At 42.5% G+C, this 24,090-nt stretch carries 17 protein-coding genes; 9 read left to right on the top strand and 8 right to left on the bottom strand.

Translation table 11 applies throughout. From position 1 onward, the window contains the following. Positions 1–17: 17 nt before the first annotated feature. From B3600_RS07280 to B3600_RS07255, 6 genes are all read right to left on the bottom strand, one after another. A complete protein-coding gene (locus B3600_RS07280) occupies positions 18–3,200 on the bottom strand; it encodes a glycoside hydrolase family 2 TIM barrel-domain containing protein (protein WP_286752546.1) in 3,183 nt (1,060 codons plus the stop codon). Positions 3,201–3,287: 87 nt separating this feature from the next. Beyond that, positions 3,288–5,042, bottom strand: coding sequence for a family 43 glycosylhydrolase (locus tag B3600_RS07275; RefSeq protein ID WP_286752545.1), 1,755 nt, complete (start codon positions 5,040–5,042; stop codon positions 3,288–3,290). A 156-nt stretch (positions 5,043–5,198) separates the two neighbouring features. After that, positions 5,199–7,196, bottom strand: a complete 1,998-nt coding sequence (locus B3600_RS07270) for a RagB/SusD family nutrient uptake outer membrane protein (RefSeq protein WP_286752544.1) — start codon at positions 7,194–7,196, stop codon at positions 5,199–5,201. Positions 7,197–7,207: 11 nt separating this feature from the next. Next, on the bottom strand, positions 7,208–10,408 hold the full coding sequence (locus B3600_RS07265) for a SusC/RagA family TonB-linked outer membrane protein (protein WP_083295897.1): 3,201 nt from the start codon (positions 10,406–10,408) through the stop codon (positions 7,208–7,210). Positions 10,409–11,135: 727 nt separating this feature from the next. Beyond that, complete coding sequence (locus B3600_RS07260; RefSeq protein WP_286752543.1) at positions 11,136–12,350, bottom strand: outer membrane beta-barrel protein; 1,215 nt, start codon at positions 12,348–12,350, stop codon at positions 11,136–11,138. Further along, entirely contained in the window at positions 12,347–12,925 is a 579-nt protein-coding gene (locus B3600_RS07255) for an RNA polymerase sigma factor (protein WP_236586116.1), read from the bottom strand. Before B3600_RS07255 ends, B3600_RS07260 begins: the two co-directional genes overlap by 4 nt. A 162-nt stretch (positions 12,926–13,087) precedes the next feature. Here B3600_RS07255 and B3600_RS07250 point away from each other — a divergent pair, with 162 nt between their 5' ends. The 4 genes from B3600_RS07250 to B3600_RS07235 are packed head-to-tail and all read left to right on the top strand — an operon-like array spanning position 13,088 to position 15,884. Further along, positions 13,088–13,945 carry a hypothetical protein gene (locus B3600_RS07250; RefSeq protein WP_286752542.1) on the top strand — a complete coding sequence of 286 codons (858 nt, stop codon included), beginning with the start codon at positions 13,088–13,090 and terminating at the stop codon, positions 13,943–13,945. Positions 13,946–13,968: 23 nt separating this feature from the next. Then, positions 13,969–14,376, top strand: a complete 408-nt coding sequence (locus B3600_RS07245) for a c-type cytochrome (RefSeq protein WP_286752541.1) — start codon at positions 13,969–13,971, stop codon at positions 14,374–14,376. A gap of 10 nt (positions 14,377–14,386) precedes the next feature. Further along, positions 14,387–14,938, top strand: coding sequence for a YceI family protein (locus tag B3600_RS07240; RefSeq protein ID WP_286752540.1), 552 nt, complete (start codon positions 14,387–14,389; stop codon positions 14,936–14,938). A 16-nt stretch (positions 14,939–14,954) separates the two neighbouring features. Then, on the top strand, positions 14,955–15,884 hold the full coding sequence (locus tag B3600_RS07235) for a DUF5777 family beta-barrel protein (protein WP_115050753.1): 930 nt from the start codon (positions 14,955–14,957) through the stop codon (positions 15,882–15,884). Between the two features lie 152 nt (positions 15,885–16,036). Here B3600_RS07235 and B3600_RS07230 read toward each other — a convergent pair whose 3' ends face one another. Beyond that, positions 16,037–16,222, bottom strand: coding sequence for a CsbD family protein (locus B3600_RS07230; protein WP_046672091.1), 186 nt, complete (start codon positions 16,220–16,222; stop codon positions 16,037–16,039). 127 nt (positions 16,223–16,349) lie between these two features. Then, positions 16,350–16,745 (bottom strand): hypothetical protein, encoded by a 396-nt coding sequence (locus B3600_RS07225; RefSeq protein WP_070565238.1) that lies wholly within the window; start codon positions 16,743–16,745, stop codon positions 16,350–16,352. 325 nt (positions 16,746–17,070) lie between these two features. Here B3600_RS07225 and B3600_RS07220 point away from each other — a divergent pair, with 325 nt between their 5' ends. The 5 genes from B3600_RS07220 to B3600_RS07200 all read left to right on the top strand — a co-directional run bounded on the left by B3600_RS07220 (position 17,071) and on the right by B3600_RS07200 (position 24,006). Next, on the top strand, positions 17,071–17,436 hold the full coding sequence (locus tag B3600_RS07220) for a hypothetical protein (protein ID WP_286752539.1): 366 nt from the start codon (positions 17,071–17,073) through the stop codon (positions 17,434–17,436). 79 nt (positions 17,437–17,515) lie between these two features. Next, complete coding sequence (locus tag B3600_RS07215) at positions 17,516–18,046, top strand: sigma-70 family RNA polymerase sigma factor (protein ID WP_286752538.1); 531 nt, start codon at positions 17,516–17,518, stop codon at positions 18,044–18,046. A gap of 42 nt (positions 18,047–18,088) precedes the next feature. Beyond that, positions 18,089–19,114, top strand: a complete 1,026-nt coding sequence (locus tag B3600_RS07210) for a FecR family protein (protein WP_286752537.1) — start codon at positions 18,089–18,091, stop codon at positions 19,112–19,114. 25 nt (positions 19,115–19,139) lie between these two features. After that, a complete protein-coding gene (locus B3600_RS07205; protein ID WP_286752536.1) occupies positions 19,140–22,496 on the top strand; it encodes a SusC/RagA family TonB-linked outer membrane protein in 3,357 nt (1,118 codons plus the stop codon). A gap of 10 nt (positions 22,497–22,506) precedes the next feature. Beyond that, a complete protein-coding gene (locus B3600_RS07200; RefSeq protein ID WP_286752535.1) occupies positions 22,507–24,006 on the top strand; it encodes a SusD/RagB family nutrient-binding outer membrane lipoprotein in 1,500 nt (499 codons plus the stop codon). The last annotated feature ends 84 nt before the right edge of the window (positions 24,007–24,090 follow it).

Genomic DNA, 24,090 nt, shown 5'->3' with positions numbered 1-24,090 from the left:
TGTACAGGACGCTATAATTATTCGACTGGTTTTATAACGAAGGAGAATGAATAATCTTTGTACGGCAATGTATATTCGTGAAGCGGCCATGCTCCCCAGCTATTGATTCCGCCTACGCCCATTTGTCTGAGGTCAATATTAACTTGCGTTTGTTTCCTTTTGACAAGGTCAGCGGCATGGCGTTGTTGTCGCTTGGGACCGTCGTCCAAATCCTTATCAAAATAATGCAAGGCACTCATACTGAAAGTAGAATCTGCCGTAAAAAACAATCCCTCACCTTGCTTATTTCTTATTTCCATCCACCTGACATCGGTCTTATTACCTGTCTCCTGTGGCATTACATAAGGAAAATACTGTTGATCGACGGTCTGTTTATAAATTCCGACATGCGATGCAAAATTACGGTCGATGTAGTTCTCCTGTGGTCCCCTACCGTAGTAATTAATGGCCTCAAATCCAGCAGGCATGATCCATTGCATGCCGAAACGTGGCAGAACAGCAACCTTTTTTGTGGTGTCAGCCGTGAATGATTGAGAAACGCGCATTTCACCCCGTTGATTAATGCAGTATTTCATTGCTAACTGTCCATATACCTGAGGCATTTTGTAGGCCGCATAGACATAGACCAGGCTATCGATTAATTCGGATCTAATTTCAAGTAATTCAATAGAATCCGTAACCTGTTTCCAAGATTTCAGTTTTTCAGGTGTATTTGCACCGAAATCGTTATCATTCGGTGCACGCCAATAATTAGTCTTAAATAAAGCATGCTCATCCATTAAATCCCGTCCTTTGTAATGATATCTGGTCAGCCATCCTGATTTAAGGTCAAACTCCATCTGCAGCTGTTTTGCCGAGATAATCAGATTTCCATCTTTTCGCTCAGTCTTAATTTTCCCCTGTGCCACAATGGTTGTCTTAGGTTGAAAAACACCACCTAAAGACAACTGTTCGGTTGCAATAATATGCCCCATAGGAAGTAAGGGTTCGGCTTTTTTCAATCGATAAGTCAGATTCAGAAATTTCTCCCCACGTGCATCTGTTTGATAAGGGATAAACAGCACACCAGATTGTTGCGGCAACACATTCAAGTGACTGATTAAACCAGATTGGGCTTTCTTTCCATCAACAATAAGCTCCCATTGAAGTTCAACATTGTCAAGTCCGGTAAAAAAACGTTCATTGTAAACCTGTATCTTTTTCTCCTTCATTAGGCTGCTATGGATATCTTGATATACTTTCTTCATTTCCCAGGCATGCGGATAGGGTGTCCTATTAGCATAAAAAATGCCTTTGGAAGCATAATTCCAGTCCGTTATGGCTTCCTTAGGCTCATAGTCTCCACCATAGGTATAAACCGTATCGCCTTTAGCGTTGATTTTAATAAAACATTGGTCCACAAAATCCCAGATATATCCGCCTTGGAATATTCCTTTATTTGCCCGAATGATGTCCCAATAATCCTTAAAGTTTCCTAATGAATTTCCCATGGCATGGGCATACTCACATTGAATAAAGGGCCTTTGGGGCTTAGGGTTGCGCGCTGCATAATTTTTCATCGCCGATGGGCTTGCATACATGGGAACAATCAGATCGGTATTCCAATCAAATCTTAATTCCCCATAATTATTCACAGCCCTTTCGTATTGTACAGGGCGACTTTTATCGAGCTCTTTCATCCGGAGGTAGGCCCGATAGAAATTGTAGCCATTTCCAGCTTCGTTGCCCATGCTCCAAATAATTACGCTGGGATGATTCCGGTCGCGCTGAATAAGACGTTCAACACGGGCAACATGTGCCTTTTCCCAGGTCGGCCTATTGGCCATCGTATAAGACAGATCATAGCCCATGCCATGAGATTCGATATTAGCCTCATCAATCACATACAATCCATATTGATCACAGAGTTGCAACCAATATTCGGCATTGGGATAGTGGCTGGTACGGACAGCATTGATATTGAACTTTTTCATGAGCTGTACATCACGCAACATATTTTCTTTGGAGATCACATGCCCTGTTACAGGATCTGTTTCGTGCCTGTTTATTCCCTTGATAAGTATAGGCTGTCCATTCACGTGCAACTGACCTTCTTTGATCTCAACCCGACGGAAGCCCACTTGCTGGGGAACGACCTCGCTGAGTTTACCCTCGTGGTCTATTAGCTTAACAGTCACCTGGTATAAATTTGGCATTTCGGCCGACCATAGTGCAGGACGCTCTATGGTCTGTGCAATATCCATCTCTTGTCCCGAGACTTTAACAGTTTTAACTGACACAAGACGACCATTTCTATGTAATGAAACCTCTGCTCTTAACTCATCTTGACTGCTCTGGTTAAAAATCAGCTTAGTATTTAGCTGTCCTTCATCAAAAGAATCGTTGAGGGTCGGTGCCAACTGAATATCACGTAGATATATCGGTTGCCGTGCCAGCAGATAACAGTCTCGTGTGATTCCACTGAGGCGCCACATGTCCTGATCCTCCAAATAATTTGCAACTCCCCAACGCATGACGCGCATTGTGATTAGATTTTTTCCTTTTCTCAAATATCTTGTTACATCAAACTCGGAAGGTAATTTGCTATCCTCCCCATACCCCACATATTGACCATTTACCCAAACAGATAGATTTGATTTGGCAGCCCCAATATGGAGGATAATAGGTTTGCCCTGCCAATCCTCAGGAATGACTACCTCTCGGCGGTACACCGCCGTGGGGTTGAAATCCATCGGCACAATTGGTGGATTTGGTTTTCCGATCAAATAAGTGAATTCAAAACCGGAGGTCGTATACATCGGGAAACCGTATCCATTGAGTTCCCAGTTTGCAGGCACCTGAAAATTAGCCCAAAGATGATCATCATAAGTCAACGATTCAAAATTGGCCGGTAATTTTGACGGACTATCTGCCCATTTAAATTTCCAGGGACCATTCAAACTTAAATAAGCGGAAGATTCACGCCAATCGCTATTGACGATCTGAGACGTATTCGGAAAGGTCACAAAATCGGTATGCATGGGCAGCCGGTTTTCTTCGGTTATCGTTTCATCCAACCAAGGGATTCCTTTTCGGACAAGAGTATCTAGCTGTTGCATTTTACGCGGTCCATGTGTCAAGGTAACACTGGACTGCGCATGTCCAAAATTGAATATCAAACTATAGAGTAGAATAAGCACCAATTTATTCACAAACTGCATGTTTTATTATTTAGCGATTAAGAAATCAATTCAAAAAAGAGTGGTTTGTTTCACAGAATGTAGGTTAAATACGGCCATACGGCAGGCCTAGTGAAATACACTTAAATCCCATTGATCCTTCCAATTTATCTGTACTTTTTCATTCTGGAGATCTACCGGTAGCCAGATATATCTGCTATCCATAAGATCTTTGGGGTTCCAGCGGTCGGCCATAAAGATAAAGGCATCTGTTTTTCCTGCGACAGGAAGAATAAATGTGGATTGACCGCCATAAGTCAAAGCCGAATTTGGCCCTTGCATTGGATCCCCTAGGGATTTCCAGGGGCCAAAAAGACTCTTAGCGACATGGAGCTCTGCACGATTTGGAGCCCAGCCGGTGCATCCGCTGGTGATCAGATAATACTGATCTTTATGCTTGAATAAAGCTGGGGCTTCCCGATGATTCCGGAAGAGTAAGGAATCTTTTGCTGTCACATGCAGGTAATCATCGGTTAATTGAACCAGGCGTAAGGCATAGTTTTCGTCCGATGAATAGATTTGGTAAGCCCTGCCATCGGTGTCTACAAATAAACCCATATCACGTGACATATTGTTATTTGGCCGGAAGCTGTGGACAAACTGAAACGGCCCAAGCGGAGAGTCACTGGTAGCAACGGCGGCCCTGGCTGCTGCATAGCCTTGCCCTTTCAACTCAAGATGGAACCACATCACATATTTCTTCAGCTGCTCATGATAGATAACCTTTGGCCGTTCCATAATACAGCCCCAGGCAATATCGCTTGTAGAATCTGCGCTAGGTGTGAGAGCCAATCCTTCAAACTTCCAGTTATACAAATCATTGGATGAGTACACATTGACGCCCTGGGATGTCGTTCCGCCACGTTTCTCACCATACCAATAATATTTTCCATTTTGATGAAGTACGCCGCCGCCATGGGCATTGATCACATGACCGGATTGGTCTTTCCATATTTCCCCTGGCGTAAAACTATTCATTTCAGCACGTTCTATTTTTTGATAGACCCGGATATAATCAATTTCATATTTAGCGGGAAGTAATTTATCAGCTATCGTGCCACCGTTTATTCCACCGAGGGCCAAATTTAACAGGAGATAATGTGGTTGGGTAAATGGATTGAATCCTGTACCGTCCCGATTGACCAATTGATCCATAGGGACGTGAAGCATTTCCATATCATCCACATAAAGCGTAATGGCATCTTCATCCCAAACCATGCGCCAGATATGAAATTGATCTGCCCAAGCCTTTCCGCCAAGATCTTTGACTGCTTTTGTCTTACCGAACCAATGTGCTTTCCACCGTTGGTCAGTGCCAGTTGCGATATTGGCTAATATATTGCCGCGATAATATTCCATGATATCTATTTCACCATTGGATGGCCATTCCTTGCTCGTGCCTAAAGTCCAGAATGCGGGCCAAAGGCCCTCTCCAACAGGGATACGCGCGCGGATTTCAAAAATTCCGTATTTCCAGTGCTGCTTTCCTAAAGTATTTATCGAAGCCGAAGTATAGGTTATCTTTTTACGGCTGGCAATCCAATCAGAGCTGCCCTGAATAAAACCCGGATGATTACGTTGTTCTTTTTTTGCTTCAATAACCAACAGGCCATTACGACAGAAAGCGTTTTCCTTTTGATACCATTGCTCTTCCCGGTTACGTTTGAAACCTTCTTCGTAACTCCATTTAGTCGTGTCGGGTGCACCATTATAATCAAATTCATCCGACCAGACCAATTTATACTGCGGTAGGATGGGCTGTTGACTATAGGCGATAAAACAACTTGACAGCAAACTAAGACAGACAGATAAAAGTTTTTTCATGATTTAGTTTAAGTTTCTTTGAGTTAACTGCTCGTGATGATCAGTAAACAAAAATATCCCCCTTTTCCTACGTAGTCAAGGGGGATATTGAGTCAAAAAGAGGGATATATTCGTATTTGTGTAATAATGAGATGACACATATCCCTTTTTATATTTCTACAAGCCGGTTGGGGCAGTTCCACTGATCAGTGACCATCCTGGATTCTGATAAATAACGGAATTTTCTGCTGTTCCATCATCCGAAGCCAACTGGAGATGCTCGACGGCAATAGGTGCAAGATAATGCGCCATGGCAAATTTCACCCCAGTATAAGACAGGGCATTGCTTCGGATCTCCAATGGTCTGAGGTATTCACTCCGTGCAGGATCTGAAACGACAGATTTATCATTGGTAGCGCCATAAATCAGCTGTTCGGGTTTGTACCAATCTTTCATCGGCCCCCAGAGTTTAAAGCCTTCAAAATGGTCTGCTGTTGTAATCAGCTGGTCCATCGCACGCCAGCGCTTGAGATCCATCCAACGTAGACCTTCCGCCATGAGTTCGCTTCTGCGTTCGCGACGTATATTGTACAATGTAGGTGACACAAACTGTCCTGCAGAATACGCGCCCCAATCTTTCTTCTCTTTCTCCATTTGTGTTGCAGCAATGGTTGCATTGAAATCTTGGTCGACCTTAGCACGTGTACGCAATGAGCGCCAATAGGCCTGCGCCTTCGTATCTAAATTTTGATTCTTTTCGAAACAGGCCTCCATATAATTGAGGTAAGCTTCGGTAGCTCGGAAGGTAATACTACCCGTAAATCCCTGTCCGTTTAGCGTTTGTAAACCGTCGTATGAAATACCTTTACGTATAGTATACCCCGTTGTATAACGTCGTTCCCAATCGGTATCGTATACAGTCGGGGTGGGCTCTATGAGCGTGTAGTGAGTACCTTGTCCAATATTGACCAATACATTCTTTTGGCCTGGCTCTTTTAAAAACAATTGTAAACGACCATCGCGATTTTTCCGAACATCTGTGATGTAATCATCGCCCGCATAACCGCTGCCCGCGGCGTAAATAGGCAGTCCATTGGACATCAGGAAGCTTTCAACAAGGCCGCGTGTCAAACCAACCGCATAATTGCCACGCTGTGCATATACCGGTACATTGTGTGTCACCAAACTCTGGTTGTATTGTCGCCACAAAAGTACTTCGCCATAGCTGGACATATCCACGGCACCAAACATACTGAAGTAAGGATTCTCATTGTTGGCAGATTCTATTATTCCGGTGTTGCTCACCAGCGGCACATTGTCAGCAACCGCAGCTGCCGATTCCATGGCCTGCGTTAAAAAGTAGTCGATCTCTCCGGCAATACTTCCCGTCGGAAATGCATAATTGCTATTGTATGATTTTGCCGCACCAGGCCATCCTGGTCCTTTAGGGACGAATGCGGTTCCGCTAAAGTATTTGAGCCAGGTACCTTCGTACAAAGCTACTCGGGACTTGAACAGCTGGGCTACATTTTTTGAGATCCGCTGTTTCTTGCCATCGGGAGAACTTTGGTTCAGCAAGGTAATGGCCGAATCCAAGTCTGAAAGTATAAAACGCGCGACTTCATTTCTTGGTGAACGCTTGCTCGCTTCCACTAAAATACTCTTATCCTTATCCGACATCACATTGCGAATAATCGGAAAATCGCCCAAGGCCTGCAATTTCCCAAAGTAAACATAAGCCCGTAAAAAATAGGCTTCACCGATATAATGTGCTATGTTACTGGAATTTCCGAGAATACGATTTTCCTTCCATTTGGGAACCACCGTATTGATAAAATAATTCATCTGATAAATACTTGAAAAATCCCAGTCACCGCCGTTCGATCCAACGCGCCATTGGCCTGGAATAAACTTATTATCGAGTGTTGGAGTAGCCATATTGTCTGTATTTCCGTCGATGCCGAACGTGCCAAAGGACCAGTTGCCATGCGAAGGAAACAGTCCAGCATATTGATTTACGGTATAAGCAGCAAGTTGTGATTCCTCATCCAGATACGCTTCAGGTATGATGGACGAAGGGGGTGCAATATCCAAATATTTATTGCAGGAAGCTAGGCCTACCAAAGCGACAAGGCCCAATTGCATCAATCTAAAAATAGTACTATTGAATTTCATAATGAATCGACTTAAAATGTAACACTTAAACCTGCAGACCATACTTTTGTCAATGGATAAACCGTTCCGTTGCTTCCGCCATCAATAGTTTCGGGATCAAACATTCCCGCTACACTTGAGCCGGTCCAGATATTTTCTCCGGAAACGTATACGCGTAGACGCTCCACACCAAAACGTTTGGTTGTTTCTTTCGGTAAGGTATAGCCTAGCTGAATATTTTTTATGCGGATATAGGCTGCATTTTGCAAAAAGCGCGTCTGCGTCTGTTGATTTTTGGAGGTTCCAAAAACAGGACGTGCGTAATACGCATCAAGATTTTCGCCCAATGGATTGTCTGCGGTACGGAAATAATCAAGATGATCGACCAAGCCCGTTGACCACCATTTTGAAGTTGCTCCCCAAAAATAATAGCCACCTTGCCAATAGTCGCGTTTCATGACACCTTGCATGAAAACACTAAAATCAAAATTTTTGTAATCCGCATTCAGATTCAATCCAAAGGAGTAACGCGGCGTGCTGTTTCCAATCACACGACGATCACCAGGATCGGCCTCTGTATTGCTTCCACCATCTATTTTTCCGTCGCCATTCAAATCCGCATACATGATATCGCCTGCCCCCCATTGTGTTCCTAATGCATTTTGTCCACCATTGGGCAAGCTCGCCAGATGTTGACTCATCTGTTCCTCTGTCTTTGCGATACCAAGGGTTTGATATCCCCATATTTCACCTAACTTTTGGCCTTCCCGATAGTTTGATAATGACCCTATTGCGTTTGGATAGCGTGTTACTGTTGTGGTATAATCCGACAGGAGAAACTTTGCTCCATATGCGAAACCACTGGCTGTACGGTCATTCCAGCCCAGTGTAGCTTCAAACCCTCTTGTTTTTAAGTCGGTATTATTTGTTTGAGGAACCTGGGTTCCTAATGTATTAGGCAACTGTGGAGCTGGGCCGACCATATTAAATGTTTTCCGTTCGAAGACCTCAAAAGACCCAGAAAGACGGCTATTTAAAAAAGCAAAATCGACGCCTAAGTTTTTGGTATTGATGGATTCCCAGGTCAATAAGGCACTTACCAAGCCTGGAGCCGAAGCAGAATTTGGTCGAGCATTATTAATTAGCCAAGCGCCATTGGCTGTACCGGTTGGTTGCGTGACATAAGTCGGATACCAGACATCGGTATTTTGATTACCCAGTTCTCCGTAGGAAGCTCTTAATTTCAGCATATTAATAAATGGTGCCGACTCTGCAATAAAGTTTTCTTTGGCGATGTTCCATCCTGCAGAAACTGAAGGAAACCAGCCCCAGCGGCTATCGCTGCGGAAGCGTGATGAACCGTCATAACGCAAATTAGCTTCCAATAGGTATTTTTCTGCATAATTGTAATTCAATCGGCCGAAGAAACCCGCTGTTGCCCATTTTTGATATTCGCCAGATACAGAAGGCACTACTGCTTTTCCATTGATGTCTGTGCCGGAGGTCAGATTCAATACCGGTTGATCCGGGATAATGATTCCGTCGCGTTGCACACCGAGATTGCGATAGGCCGTGTGTTCAATCTGACCACCGACCATAACTTTAACATGATGGTCGCCCCAGCTCTTATCGTAATCAGAAAAGATATTAATGTTATAGTAGTTTTCCTTTAAACCAAATTCGTACACATTGGATGAGTTTTTATACAGATACGGATCACCATTCACGTCATGGTTGTAAAGACGCTGCGAGTCCCAATGACGAAATTGAGTTGTGGTTCTATAGTTAAAATTACCAGTTGTACGCCATCCTTTAATAGGTTCGAGGATGAGTTGTAACTGTTGGTAAATGTAATCCTTACTTGATTTATCCTGTCCGCCTTCTTTCATGGCAAGTGCAGGTGAGGGAGAACTGAACAAGTATCCATTTGGATCATACAGAGGCAGCGTTGGCCAGCCCTGTCTGCCTAAATCATCATAAAAACTATTGGTCAATGCAGCCGGACGGTCGTAGTCTTCACGCACCAATCGCGCGTTGTAATTTACCTGAAAGATGTCAGATACTTTAGAATTGATTTTAGCAGCAACAGCGTAACGGTCGTAATGATCCGTATTGAAGGCCATCAACCCTTGTTGTTTCATAATATTACCTGAAAGGTAATAAGTTGTTTTTTCGGTTCCACCATTGAGGCTTAGGTTGTGCTCCTGAGCAAAAGCCTGATCCCGATACATGACATCGAACCAATCGTTGTTGTCGTTACCATAGGCATATCCTTCAGCCCAATACAATTTATTGTTTGGATCGACTATCGTCGAATTTTTCAGGCTTCCGTTTTGATAATCCAGGATGCGCTGCAGATGCTCCGCGGAGAAATGTGGTGAACCACCTGCGTTGACTTCGGCCTGATTAAAGTATTGCGCAAATGTATAAGAATCCATCATCTTCGGCATTAATGTTGGGGCATTCATACGAAAGCTATTATTATAATTTACCGATGTACGTCCAGCCTTTCCAGATTTTGTAGTAACTAAAATAACCCCAAAGGCAGCTCTAGAGCCGTAAATTGAAGCCGCTCCAGCATCTTTTAATACAGATACGCTTTCAATATCCTGTGGATTTAGTGCCGCCAAAGACCCTTCAGAACCATCGATTAAAATCAGTGGTGCCGAAGAAGAGGTTCCGATGGTGCCCGTCCCCCGGATATTAATGGATGGATTGGTTTCCATCGTTCCCGAGTTTTGGGAAATATTTAGTCCTGGTGCCAGTCCTTGCAGTGCCTGGATCGCATTTCTTACCGGCCTATTTTCTAGTTGCTTGGCATCCACCACCGCAACCGAACCGGTCAGGTTTGTTTTTTTCTGCGAACCGAAACCAACCACCACCACTTCATCCAAAACATCTCCTTCGGAAGCATCAAGTTGCACGTTAAGCTCGTAGTTCCCTTGGCTGATCTGTTTGAGCTGACTGAATTCAAAGCGCTGTTTCGCATAACCTAGAAAGGTAAATTCTAATGCCGTGACTGTGGCAGCACTGATCGTATATTTTCCCTGTGTATCTGTTTGTGCTTGCACTGTGGAACCGATATTTTTGACGGTCACTCCGGCCAGTGGCCTATTATTTTCGGTAACCTGGCCCCGTACAGTTATTGACTGCGCATAAGTCTGCTGTAAGCTTAAAAGTAAAAAGCAGATACAACAAAGCCAGCACGGTGTGAATACTATTTTTCTTTTCATAAGTAAAACTGTTTAGTAATTAAAATATTTTGATGAAGCGTAGTACGGCAATATGAGGTAGCATTATTGCGTTTCATTGGGAATTCAAGGATCAAACAATCCACTTTTGATTGGTAAATTCATCATAATTAAACTTGGTTATTTAGCTGTTTTTGAGTTTTAGCCAGCTTACTTTTCCTACACCTATTTTTTATATGATTTGGAGCGGGTATTCAGCTAATCAGGCAAACACTCTTGGTTATTTAATATTGCCAACACCATAAAATGTCGTATTGACACTTGCAATATTATCAAAAACGTTACAACGGAAGGGGGGTAAAATCTTCTTATTTTAAGGGGCAAATTCGTCAAATCAGGCTTTTTGCCCTCAAAAAAAAGCCGCATCTCCCGACGCGGCTAAACAACCTATATATTTAATTATAGTGAATGACTAAAATGAAAATTGAACTTCAAAATGCATAAAGAACATAAGATCAATTTTGTTAGCTCCGTGCCAAATACCATACCATAGGGTCCTCTAGTTCATTTATACCTTCTGAAGCGCATTATAGCCTAATTTAGGATCTGCTTCAAAAAATGAAATGTACGTATGCGAACAGTTATTATTCGAATTGTTCACATACGAACAGCACATTAGAAATGAAATAGAAGATTAGTACGCCCAGAGGTGCTCCCTGATGCGAAGCTGTACCGAACATGCCCCAAACGAAAGCCGAGCGATTCCGCATTACAAACTCATTCCCAAGGTAAACGCGACGCCTTTAGATTCCAGATCTACATTTCCGTAACCTATCCCTGTCAAAGGCATTTTAACAAAAGGTTTTACGCCAATATTAATTTTATCGTTAATTTTCTTCTCAATGGAGATCGAGAAATCGGCAACACCAAAGATATGCTGGTTCTCTCCATTCACTTCATAGACGGCACTTTTCTGAGATCCGCCATAGCTACCTCCACCTTCGTAGTCGAAGGTATATTTTTCCTTTAGCATAAAATAGCTCGAAAGTCCCGCACTAACATTGAACTTGACTTTTTTACTTTTCAAAACCGTATAACTCGCTGTCAGTGGTACATCAAGAACATCACATACAGCGCTCACATTGCTCGGCAATTGTGCCATTTCCGGTGGATTTGATGGTGCATAAAATTTATACGCTGACGTATAATTCTTTTTAGCGTAGGTAGCACCCACAGACACACGCAGTGCTTTTGTGAGAGGATAGGAATAGGCCAAACCGATATTTTCACTAAGGGAGGATTTACCTGCCCCCCGCACGCTTGTCAGATCTGGCCCGGCCAAGAAACTAACAACCGACCGCTCTCTTTCCTGCACATTGGATCCCATACTTTCTTTAGGCTGATAAATGGCAGCCAGACGCTCCCCTGTCCCTTCAACCGGTTCTTCTCTTAAGTTGAAATGAGGCAATCTTTGATTGTTATATTCCATGCTTGGAATTGTGAATACAGTATTTAGTTTTCTTTCTTGCCCGATTATCGGATTTGAATCGGCTATCTTCCCCAAGCGGATATCTTGCAGTACAATGGTTTCATTTGAAATCTGGAACACATTATTCGCACGTTTGTTCGGCTGAAATGCAATCCAATCTTGATCCCGTTTGGTTTCGTCTGGCGAATACTCCTTAGGTTGAACAGTTTTGTTCTCCGGAACCTCCTTTTCAGGCGAAATACCGGCTGTATTTATTTCACCTGGTAAATTATTGGTTTTAAATAACGCGCTATTCCAAACAAAAAAGATCGTTAAAACTGCTGCAAGTGTAGCGGCCAAGCTCGTTAAGACGACGATCTTTCGTCTCTTTACACGCCTTTCATTGTCCAATCGCGATTCTATATCTTGCCAATGTGATTCATCAAAGTCAAAGTTAGCATCACTTAAGCCCGACTTAAATAGCTCATCAATCTTATTCTTATCCTTTTCCATCATCTTTTCTCCTCCGTTTTACCAAATTTTACCCCTTGAACTTCCACCATTTCCGCCAGTCTACCACGTGCTTTATGCAGATTAGATTTTGATGTTCCAATGGCAATTCCCAGCATGCCACTAATTTCTTCGTGTCCATAACCATCGATCGCATAGAGATTGAACACTGTCCTGTAGGCAGGTGGAAGCTGCTGTACCATCGCCAATAAATCTTCATAGTTTAACTTTTGACTGATGCTATCATCCTCAATAATGGTATGCTCATACATGGATACATCTACCAAGATGCCCTGTTTAATCTTTGCCCGATAAAAATCAATTGCAGTATTTGTCATGATTTTTTTGATCCATATGGAAAAAGGCTTCTGAAAATCATATTTGTTGATGTTTTTAAAAACCTTGAAAAAGCCTTCATTTAAAATACTGATAGCATCTTCCCTGTTATTAGCGTAGCGCAGACATATCCCTAAAGACATAGCGTAGTAGATGGTGTAAAGATCTTTCTGGGCCCTGCGGTCCTCATCAATACATCCTTTAATAATATGGATAGATTTTTCGTCAACTTCTGTTATCGCCACTCGATATTGCTTCTTTCTTTTGATAAATATAGTATTAAGTCTTATACGAGAGGATAATCGAAAAGGTTGCCTCCAAAAAATATTTTTTTTCGACTCAATTTCCAAGCAACCTTTTCGCTGACCTGATCGTAATATCAAGACATTATTTTAAAACATACCATTATGAAATCAAACCAAAAACAAGTCAAATTAACTTTTATAGGTGGTCTATTGACCTTAACATTGTTTTCTGCATGTTCAAAAAGCGATGGTGAACCTGGCAATGTCGAAAATAAAAACAAGGGCGTGCAAATGTCTGCCAATACCCAATTTGGTAATATTCTGACCGATGCCGACGGTAAAACACTCTATTTCTTTTCGAATGATACAAAAGGAGCTTCGACCTGCAGCGGTAATTGTTTGGCCACTTGGCCGGTTTATTACAGCAGTGAAACAAGCACAGACCTAAAAATTGACAAAAGCCTGATCGGTGAAATAACACGTGAAGATGGCTCGAAACAAAACACATTTAAGGGCTGGCCGCTTTACTATTATGCAGGCGATAGTCAATCCGGTCAGGTGAAAGGAGATGCTGTCAATAAAATATGGTACGTGGCCAAACCTGATTATTTACTCATGGTTGCGAATGCGCAACTTATCGGACACGATACTAAAAACTATTTAGGCGACTATACCGAAGGAACCGGAAAAACAATTTACCTGACCGATGATAAGGGCAGAACGTTGTATGCCTTTAAACCCGACAAATTCAACAAAAACAATTATACTGCTGCAGATTTCAGTAATGATGCGATCTGGCCTATCTTTCAAAAAGAGACTGGAGCTCTGCCTTCGCTTGTTCGTACGGCTGACATCGCTGTCATTACCGTCTATGGAAAGAAACAATTAACGTTCAAAGGATGGCCCTTATATTACTTCGGCCAGGATACACAGCGTGGAGATAATAAAGGGATAAGTTTCCCACGCGTTGGCGTTTGGCCAATCGTAAACGACAACTCTGCCGTTGCCCCTGCTAACTAAGCCAAAACTAACTATTCAAACTTATGGCACAAAATCTAAAAACCGTAAATCCTTGCCTCAGAGCACATCATTACCTAGTCATTTTTTTCTTTACCTTAACAGTTCTCTCCTTCTCCGCCTGTACCAAAAAGCAGGCGCAAGAACTTACGAACAATCCGGATAACGGCACTGAAACTGTGACAGTACTAAATGTGTCTTACACGAATTTTTCTAAAGCACTCTTTGAAACGAAATGTAGTTCGTGCCACGCGACAGGACGTTCGGCAAGTGAACGATGGACGTTCAGTGGTTATATCTCCGTCAAAGACAATATTGCAAAGATTAATAATGCGGTACTGGTGACCAAATCCATGCCACTAGGCAGCTCACTCTCCGCAAAAGAAATAGAACTGCTGGATGCATGGATCAAAAGGAATTCACCTGAAAACTAATGTTAGGCATATGAAAAAAATCAACATGTACATAGCGCTCTTCATGATGCTCATCGCTATGACGACCTTTGCGCAGCAAAAGGCTTCTTTTGTTTCAAAAGAGACCAGCATCACCTTTTTTAGTAATGCGCCATTGGAAGACATCGAAGCCAAAAGTACCTTAGGCGCTTCGGCGATGAACCTTCAAACCGGAGATATCATCTTTCGGGTAAAAAATACATCTTTTCAATTTGACAAAAAGCTCATGCAGGAGCATTTCAATGAAAATTACATGGAAAGTGATCAATACCCCGTATCAGAATTTAAAGGCAAAGTCGACAACGCGGACAAATTAACAAAAGATGGCAGCTATACGCTGAACGTAAGAGGCACACTTCTGATCCATGGGGTTACTAAACCTTACAGTACAAAGGCAACATTTACTGTTACAGATGGCACGATAAAGGCGGTAGCAAATTTTCAGGTCAAACTTGCAGATCATAAAATTTCTATTCCTTCCATCGTTGGAAAAAAAATTGCTGAAGTAGTCAAAATCACCGTTGATGCGACCTACAAACCATAATACGAATTCATTACAAATGAGAAAAATACTACTTATACTCCTTTGCTTTCCTTTCGCAAAGTCATTTGCGCAGGAAGATCTCGATAAATTAATCCATATCGATGCACCCAAAAATGAAAAAGTCACGGCGACCTTTAAATCCGGCAATTTGATCAATCTCAAGACCACAGAAACAATTCATCGTAATGAAATGGACTTTAGAGTAGATCACCGCTTTGGCGATATCGCGGGCAGCGCGGGTGGAGGTAAAAATTTCTTTGGCCTCGATAATTCGACCGACATCCGAATAGGTTTTGATTATGGTTTATTCGATAACCTGAACATTGGAATCGCCCGCGCGAAGGGCGCAACGGCTGTTCGGCAGCTATTTGAGGGGAATGTGAAATACCGATTTATCGAACAAACCGTCGACAATAGCATACCTGTTTCCGTAGCTTTTTTTGGAAGCACTACCCTATCCGCGATGGAAGCTAGTACGGATAAGTCTTCAGCAGCAAGCTTTGAGAACTTCAATGACCGATTGAGTTATGTAACGCAGCTCATCATCGCCCGAAAATTCAGTTCAGATCTTTCGCTCGTTGTAGTTCCTTCTTATCTTCACCGAAATTATACGGCTTTTAATGATCAGAATGATGTATTCGCTATCGGTATCGGTGGGCGGGCTAAGGTTAGTAATCGAATTGCGCTAGTCGCAGACTATACATTGCCTTTCCGAAAAGCATCGAACAAGAAGTACCGTGAAGAAGTGGGTGGTCAACGTTACTATAATGCTTTGGGTGTCGGTCTAGAAATGGATACCGGAGGCCATATCTTCCACCTCAATTTTACCAATGCGACCGCAATACAAGAATCTCAGTTTATCAGCGAAACAAATAGCTCATGGGGCAAAGGGCAATTTCGCTGGGGATTTAGCATTGCGCGACGATTCAATTTTAACAAAAAATAAAAGGTATTGCGCTGTTGGGGATTTGTAACGAAAACAATCCGTACAAGGCAATAGGAATTCAACAAGCATAAAAGTTCATTGAGGAAATTGCTATCAAATTAAAAAAGCGGATAACAATGCTGTTATCCGCTTTTTATCACACAATACTAAACCTACAAATCGTTCAACCACTTATTTACCTCATCTTGTGTTTTACCGGTCTTCTTTTGAAGCTTACCTACCAATTCGTCTTCTTTGCCCTCAGCATACAATAGATCATCGTCGGTAAGGTCTGCATATTGTTGTTTTACCTTGCCTTTGATTTCGTTCCAACGGCCTTTCCATGTTAATTCGCTCATAATTACTTTGTTTTATTGTTTGTTAATAGAACAGTATCGCTCCGTAAATCGTTTAGAAAATAATGTTATAAAATGTTAAACTCACAACATTCACCTGGCAAACAGGCGCTTTCTATTTTTCGCAAGACTATTTCCGATTACAATTGGCCGTCCATGCCTTGCCGTCTTTTGTATAACCAATTGTCAATTTACCGGCATCAATACGGATAAATCCCGTGCCTGCTGAGCCGATATTAACTAAGACGTTATCCTTTTTTTCAAAATCTACTCCATTGAGATTAGGAATGCCATTTCCAAAAGCAAAATTATAGGTATCGCCAACTTTTGTTACAGTAACCGTTCCTTCTCCCGAGGCAACATCGTTATCATTGTTGTTCATGTCATCAAAGCCAATAGTGCCTTCATATTTTCCAACAAAAAGATCGTTATCAGCCGGATCATCATCTTTGCTACATGATGTAAAGCCTACTAATACTGTTAAAATAAGCATACCTAGTCCCAGTGTTTGAATTAATTTTTTCATACGTCGATGTGTTAATGTGAATAATTTATGTATTACAGCAGGGTAAAATTCAAACTTTGTGCCAGTCCAAATACAAGATTCGAAACATACGTATCAAAACGCCCAAGAAGAGGTATAAATACCGAACTAGCGAATAAATACACAACGATCGTATACAGATATCCGAAATACTCCATTTCTATTAATAAGTCATTATGATTTTTTTGTATTTTTAAGACCTTAACTGGTTTTTCCCACCACATTGGAGTAATCTAACTCAAATGTAGTAGGAAAAAACTCGGTATGATGCATGATTAAATCCCATATAAAAAAAATAGCCTTATTTATGAAATTATTTTCCGTCTTTCTATTTTTTATTGCCCTCCAGTCTTGCACCTTTCAGCGGATAGAAAAAAAAGAAAAAGGCTCTTTGTATATCAATACATCAATCCCCGCACATAGTTCCTTAGCCATCTCAGCCGAAGATGCCAGTCCATTTTCCATTGCGGCTAAAAAAATGTCGATTGGTCGGATAAAAATTTTGAATGAATCAGGGGAGATTGAGATGGAGAAGAACAAAACATACACACTGAATGTCAACCAGAAAGGGAACATCGTATTCCTAAATCAATCCAATCAAGGAACTAATATCCAATTGAGAGTCTATAACCATACATCGAAGATCATTCAGAAAACAAATCTCATCCACTAAGAAAAGAGGCAAAATATTTTTTAAAAAACTTGGAGCGAAAGCGCATTATCGCTAAATTCATTTATTCCAAGCCTACACTATGGAAATCAATTATGCGTCTATTGTCCGAAGATTTGAGGAATACTTTGACCTATGGAGTTCCAAAGTATACCAATATGCGCTCAACAAAACCAAATCTTCTTATCTAGCCGAAGAAACTGTGCAGCGTGTATTTATCAAACTCTGGAAAAATATGCGTGACAAAAATATTGATTCCAGCATAGAATCCCAGATATTCTGTATCACCCGAACAGTAGTGATTGATTTGGTCAAAGCAGAGTATAATCGAAAGAAACTTTTGGATCACGATCAGACAGTTGTCTTGCGGCATAGTCCTCATGATGATTTTTATGCCAAACAACTTTCATCCACACTCCATGAAATTGTCGATAAATTACCAAAGAAACGCAGGGAGATCTTTATGCTAAGCCGGTTTTCCAATCTTTCGCATCAAGAAATTGCTAAAAAGCTAGCCATATCGACGAAAACCGTAGAAAACCAACTAACGCTAGCACTAAAAACTATTCGCAAGGCTTTATTGTTCAGTATACTGGTGCAAATTATTTTTTAATTTCATTGGGGGCTACCTCATTTTCGATCGTAATCTTATTAGATGAAGATTACAAAAGAATTGATCGACGATTACCTAAGCGGTAAAGCCAATGCGGAAGAAATTGCGGCCATAGAAAACGCGCTAGCTAATAACGAGTTTTATTGGGAGGATCTTATGCCAGAGGCGGAATGGCAAGAATATGAGGTGGATTCGGACTTTAAAAACCAAAAAGAAATAAAAGCGCATATTTTCAAACAAATAGGGCAAAAAAACAAGAATCAATTTAACTGGTTAAAATATGCTGCCATTATTATCTTCATTGGAATCGGAGCTTGGCTGGGGTTAACCCAAATCGATTCTCCTAAACATACCACCGCATACCGTAGCGCGAAGAAAGTCCAGCCCACATCGCAGGAGCAACCAAGTAATTTATATTATATCAATTCAGGTAATACCATTCAACAAATTGCAGTTCCAGACGGATCTACGATCGAACTATACCCCAATTCTGAAGTAAAATTCAGTTCAGATTTCACAGGGATTAGCTCGCGAGAAATTCTATTAAAAGGCAAAGCCAAATTTACTGTGGCAAAGGATAAGACCAAGCCCTTCCGAGTTCATTCGGCAGGTTTGACAACAACGGCACTTGGCACCGTTTTCAGCGTCGACGAAGAGGGTGCCGCGATTACGAAGATAAAACTATATGAAGGTCGTATTGAAGTCAAAAGCGATACAGGTTACCGAAATGAACAATCCTTAAATCTGCAGTTTCTACCCAATGAGGAAATCAGCATTGACCGGAAACAGCAACAGATTATTGCTGAGACCCGAATCAATGCTTCTCAATCCAGTAAACGGGGATCTTATCTAAAAACATCGGAACAATTGATCTTTAAAAACCTCCCCTTACAAGATGTGCTTCATATCATCAGCCATAATTATGCAGTGCGGCTGAGTTTTGATCCCAAAGATATTCAAGATAAATATTATAGTGGAACGTATAAAAATACAGCATCAGCCTACATCAGCGTGTTGACTGATATCCAAGCACTTCATAGCATAACCATCCATGTACAAACCGAATAAAATTCACTTAATTAACCCACAAATTATGCACAATTATTTACCTTCCAAGCATAGTATCCTGACTATGCTATTGTTGAGATCCAACATTCGAGCCGACGTAAACTGGGCACTGCGTCTTGGACTCATGGGGCTTTTGTCAACAAGCTATCTTCTTGCTAATGCCCAACAAAATGCGACCATTAACGGAGTAATCAAAGATGAAGCTGGGAAGCCCATTCCTTCGGCGACGGTTACCATACGTAAAGCGACGAGCGGAATGAAAAAAACAACAACCAGCAGGCCTGATGGGACTTTTTCGCTCGACCAGATTCCCGCTGGACAGGGCTACCAGATCAGCGTATCGTCTATCGGTTTTAAAAGCAGAGAACTTTTGGATTACACCATTACAGAAAGAGACAAGCTAGCGATCAATATCAGTTTGGAATCGAGTGCGCAAAACCTACAGGAGGTTGTCGTTACAGCGCTTGGTATCAAACGCGAAAAAAAAGCGCTCGGTTATACGGTCGCTGAACTCAAAGGCGACGAGCTGACGCAGGGCAAGGAAACCAATGTGGCGAATGCTCTATCGGGTAAAGTTGCCGGCGTGCAGGTGAGCCGCGCGGCATCCGGTGCCGGAGGTTCATCCAAGGTCGTGATACGTGGTAACAACTCACTTATCGGTAATAGCCAGCCGCTCTATGTTGTTGATGGAGTACCGATTGATAATCAAAACATTTCATCTCCAAACCAATCTGGGGGAACCGATTATGGAGACGGAATCGGAAACATCAATCCCGAAGACATCGAAACCATGTCGGTATTGAAAGGCCCAAACGCTGCAGCCCTCTATGGTCAGCGAGGAAGTAACGGCGTTATCTTGATCACAACTAAATCTGGGAAAGCTGGTAAAACCCGCTTTAGTTATGGTACAGATTTTTCATTGGGCAATGGCTTGGTTTTACCTGATTTTCAGAATGTCTATGGCCAAGGCTTGAATGGTACATTTACACACTTCAGAAAAGATGACGGCACAATTGTCTCCATGAGTGAGGCCCTGAAAAATGGCTACAGTGGTATGCCTAAAATGAGTGCTGGACGTGACCGTACAACACGGGCTAGCTGGGGTGCAAAAATGGAAGGTCAGACTTATGAAGACGCTTATGGCAACATCTTACAGTTAACACCAAAGCCAGATACCTACTCGTCATTTTTTCAAACAGAGAAACAGTTTGTCAACAACCTTAGTATCGATGGCGGAACCGACAAAGTAAACTACCGTTTTTCATTTGCCAATACAGATGTAAAGGGGTATATCCCCACCAATACGTTAAAGAGAAACAATTTCGGTTTACGTACCCAAGCCAAAATAACCGATAAATTTCATATCGACATCAAGGCCAACTACATCGCCCAAAAGGGACAGAACCGGCCTACATTGGCCGATGCTGCAGACAACCCGGCTTACCTATTCATCAGCCAGCCGCGAAGCTTGGGCAACGACATCATGGCCCAGTATAAATGGACCGCACAGGAGATTAGTAGACAGCTCGGATTTTCTGGATTGACGGAAGGATTGGAGAAAACATATGCCACCAATAGTTCTACTGCCAACCCCTTTTGGACCATTCATGAAAACCACAACGAAGACCGGCGGGACCGTATTATAGGCTTGCTCCGTCTAAGTTACGACTTCGCTCCTTGGCTTAAGGTTACAGCGACTGGAGGGACCGACTTCTATACCGATCAACGGTTCCGCTACCGCCCCATTAATACCTACCAGAGTCTAAACCGAAAAGGCGACATCCGAGAAGAGGTCATCAGAGCCCGCGAAGACAATTTTGATGTTTTGGCCAGTTCTAACTTTAAATTGACCGACGATATTAAACTCAGTGCCAACTTAGGGGCCAGCCATCAAAGTAGGTATTTGCGTATGACCGGCAACTCGGGCAATCAATTTATTGTTCCCAATCTCTTTGTAATCAATAACACCACGACAAATAGTTACATATTTGATCTGATCGAGTCCAAGATTAATTCGGCTTATCTATCGGGTCAATTCAGTTACAAAGACTATTGGTTTGTTGATTTCTCCGCCCGTAACGACTGGTCTTCGACTCTTTCAAAGGAAAATAATTCGTTCTTTTATCCTTCGGTAAGCTCCAGTTTGGTCTTATCGGATGCTTTCAAATGGCAGTCTGAAGCCCTGTCTTTTGCTAAAATCAGGGCCTCTTGGGCACAAGCAGGGAGTTCAGGAAACCCTTATCAGCTGACAGGAGCCTATAGTCTCAACCAGTACACCCACGGTGGTGTACCGATGGCTTCGTATACAGAAATTATTCCTGATCCGAATTTGAAAAACGAATTGACCACGTCGATCGAAGCTGGGGCAGATCTGCGATTTCTGAAAAACAGACTTTCGTTCTCTTTTACCTACTATCAGGCCAAGACAAAGAATCAGATTCTGGACGTACCAATCGCCCCTTCCAGTCTCTATGTAAAAAACAGGATCAACGCTGGAGAAATTAGCAACAGAGGTATTGAATTTGTCTTGGGAGCAACACCAATCAAAAGCGAATCGGGTTTTGAATGGAATACCACCTTCAATTACAACCGCAACCGAAATAAAGTAGAATCACTCTATCCCGGTGTAGAAAGCTTTTTACTCGCTACAGACCGCGGGATAAATGTGGTTGCGGAGGTCGGAAAACCATTTGGCCAGCTCATTGGGACACAGTTTGCATGGATCAAAGATGAGCAGGGAAATAGATTGATCGATCCTACGACTGGGCTGCCTTTGCGCACAGCTGGGCGTGTAGAAACTGATCTTGGCAATGCGCAACCCGACTGGCTGGGAGGTTTTGCCAATACCTTTAAATATAAAGGTTTCAATCTATATGCGCTTGTCGACATCCGCCAGGGCGGCGTGATCTTCTCCCAATCGAACCGTGAGCAGATTATTTATGGTACTTCTAAAAAGACCTTAGAAGGCCGTGATGGCAGCTACATTGCCGAGGGGATCGTGGGACAAAAAGATGGATCAGGCAATTGGACAAGCACAGGAACAAAAAATAGTAAGCAGGTCGCCGCACAAGATTATTGGAACATGGTTGCGAGTGACAAAGAGGTCATGGTATCCGAAGAAATGATCAATGATATGAGCTATATTGCCATGCGCGAAATCAGTCTTTCGTATTCTTTCCCGAAGAAACTGATGCCGCATAAACTCGTCAGCTCGCTAAAATTGGGCGTGTATGGACGTAACCTCTTTTACTTTCAACGGAAAACGGATGGATTTTCACCAGAAGCTTCTGCTTTCAACGTAAACAATAGCTCCATCGGTATAGAATCAACGTCCCTTCCAATGATGCGCACATTCGGTATTAACCTCACTGTTGGCCTGTAAACCTATTATCATGAAAAAGAAACTATTTAAAAATACATTCATCGTCGGACTTTTTTCTGTGGCTGGACTAGGTTCCTGTACCAAAGATTTCGAACGAATCAACACGCCCCCAACATCTGTCACCACTGTAGATCCTTCCTTACTGATAGCCCGCGTTCTACGTGATGGTACTTTTCAGGAGTCTGGAGAACTACCCAACAACAAGTTCGGCTCTTGGATCCAACATTGGGCGGGGGGGCCGGTAGTACCTGTATCTCGATATTTTGAAGGACCCGAAAATCTTATTTGGTCACAGCATTACACCTTGCTCCGCAATATCGTTCAGATTAAACAAGAATTGAGCGGCAAGGAAGACAATGCAGAAGGCAGGAGTAAACTGGCTATTGCCGAACTTTATGAAGCCTACCTCTATCAACGCCTTACAGACTTGTTTGGGGATATCCCCTACTCCGAGATTACAAAATCCAATAAGGAAATTAACCGTACACCCAAATTTGACAAGCAAGAAGATATCTATCCGGCACTCATTCAAAAAGTCGATGCTGCTATTGCGAGGCTGACCAGCGGAGACCTGTCTTACGGCTCCTCAGATTTCTTTTACAAAGGCAGCATTGACAAATGGAAAAAATTTGGCAATTCGCTCAAATTAAAGCTCGGCATACGCTTGCGGTACGCCAATCCTTCTTTGGCGCAGAAAACGGTTACCGAAGCCATGACCTCCACAGTAGGTCTATTCAGTAGCAACAGTGACAACGCGGCTGTGCCGACTTACAACGATGCTCAAGCTGAAAACCAAAACCCTATCCTGCGTCAAATGACAACAGGAAGTGCCGATCTACGTTATCTTGCCAATACATTAGTCGATAAACTAAAAGAATACAACGACCCTAGGCTTCCACTACTTGCCGAACCAGTCAATGTCAATGGTACGGCAACCTATCAAGGTATTGGGGTCTCGCTGACCGATAATCAACTATCCCAATTGATTCGAGCCAATTATTCAACAGCGAATAAATCAACTTGGTTTAGTCTTAGCTTTGCTCCAATTCCGAGTTATGCTTTTACTTATTCGGATATCTGTTTCTACAAAGCCGAAGCGGCTCTATTAGGCTGGGGAGCTACAAGTGCCAATGCCCAAACATTCTTTACAGAAGGGGTGAAAGCTGCGTTGGCGCTTCCGCCCTACAATATGGCGGCAATTCCAACTTCCTACGAACCTATATTAAGTTTAAACAGTCTGACTGACGAACAGAAGATGGAGAAAATAGCGACACAAAAGTGGATTCACCTATTTGGCAGAGATATGGAAGCATTTGCTGAGTGGCGACGTACGGGATATCCTCGATTAACCCCCGGTCCTAACCCAGGTTCCACCAACGGACAAATACCACGTCGGGCGATTTATTCCAGTGAAGAGGCTGAGCTGAACGCGTCGAATCTCAAGGAAGCTGCGGCACGAATGACAAATGGCGACTCCTTCCTATCGAAAGTTTGGTGGGACAAGAAATAAACGTACACCTGTAATCGGAATTATAAACAAAAGGAGCTGTTTACGATTATTCCGAGAATTACGAATACATAGAGAGCTGATGTT

This window comes from Sphingobacterium sp. UBA2480 (genome assembly GCF_002341965.1).
GTDB lineage: Bacteria > Bacteroidota > Bacteroidia > Sphingobacteriales > Sphingobacteriaceae > Sphingobacterium > Sphingobacterium multivorum.
The sequence above is the reverse complement of the archived record's forward strand: the minus strand, read 5'-3'. Positions and strand labels throughout refer to the sequence as shown.

What these genes read in the sequence shown, in the direction of transcription:
- B3600_RS07280 (WP_286752546.1), bottom strand. Translation starts at nt 3,200, where the DNA reads ATGCAGTTTGTGAATAAATTGGTGCTTATTCTACTCTATAGTTTGATA.
- B3600_RS07275 (WP_286752545.1), bottom strand. Translation starts at nt 5,042, where the DNA reads ATGAAAAAACTTTTATCTGTCTGTCTTAGTTTGCTGTCAAGTTGTTTT.
- B3600_RS07270 (WP_286752544.1), bottom strand. Translation starts at nt 7,196, where the DNA reads ATGAAATTCAATAGTACTATTTTTAGATTGATGCAATTGGGCCTTGTC.
- B3600_RS07265 (WP_083295897.1), bottom strand. Translation starts at nt 10,408, where the DNA reads ATGAAAAGAAAAATAGTATTCACACCGTGCTGGCTTTGTTGTATCTGC.
- B3600_RS07260 (WP_286752543.1), bottom strand. Translation starts at nt 12,350, where the DNA reads ATGATGGAAAAGGATAAGAATAAGATTGATGAGCTATTTAAGTCGGGC.
- B3600_RS07250 (WP_286752542.1), top strand. Translation starts at nt 13,088, where the DNA reads ATGAAATCAAACCAAAAACAAGTCAAATTAACTTTTATAGGTGGTCTA.
- B3600_RS07245 (WP_286752541.1), top strand. Translation starts at nt 13,969, where the DNA reads ATGGCACAAAATCTAAAAACCGTAAATCCTTGCCTCAGAGCACATCAT.
- B3600_RS07240 (WP_286752540.1), top strand. Translation starts at nt 14,387, where the DNA reads ATGAAAAAAATCAACATGTACATAGCGCTCTTCATGATGCTCATCGCT.
- B3600_RS07235 (WP_115050753.1), top strand. Translation starts at nt 14,955, where the DNA reads ATGAGAAAAATACTACTTATACTCCTTTGCTTTCCTTTCGCAAAGTCA.
- B3600_RS07230 (WP_046672091.1), bottom strand. Translation starts at nt 16,222, where the DNA reads ATGAGCGAATTAACATGGAAAGGCCGTTGGAACGAAATCAAAGGCAAG.
- B3600_RS07225 (WP_070565238.1), bottom strand. Translation starts at nt 16,745, where the DNA reads ATGAAAAAATTAATTCAAACACTGGGACTAGGTATGCTTATTTTAACA.
- B3600_RS07220 (WP_286752539.1), top strand. Translation starts at nt 17,071, where the DNA reads ATGAAATTATTTTCCGTCTTTCTATTTTTTATTGCCCTCCAGTCTTGC.
- B3600_RS07215 (WP_286752538.1), top strand. Translation starts at nt 17,516, where the DNA reads ATGGAAATCAATTATGCGTCTATTGTCCGAAGATTTGAGGAATACTTT.
- B3600_RS07210 (WP_286752537.1), top strand. Translation starts at nt 18,089, where the DNA reads ATGAAGATTACAAAAGAATTGATCGACGATTACCTAAGCGGTAAAGCC.
- B3600_RS07205 (WP_286752536.1), top strand. Translation starts at nt 19,140, where the DNA reads ATGCACAATTATTTACCTTCCAAGCATAGTATCCTGACTATGCTATTG.
- B3600_RS07200 (WP_286752535.1), top strand. Translation starts at nt 22,507, where the DNA reads ATGAAAAAGAAACTATTTAAAAATACATTCATCGTCGGACTTTTTTCT.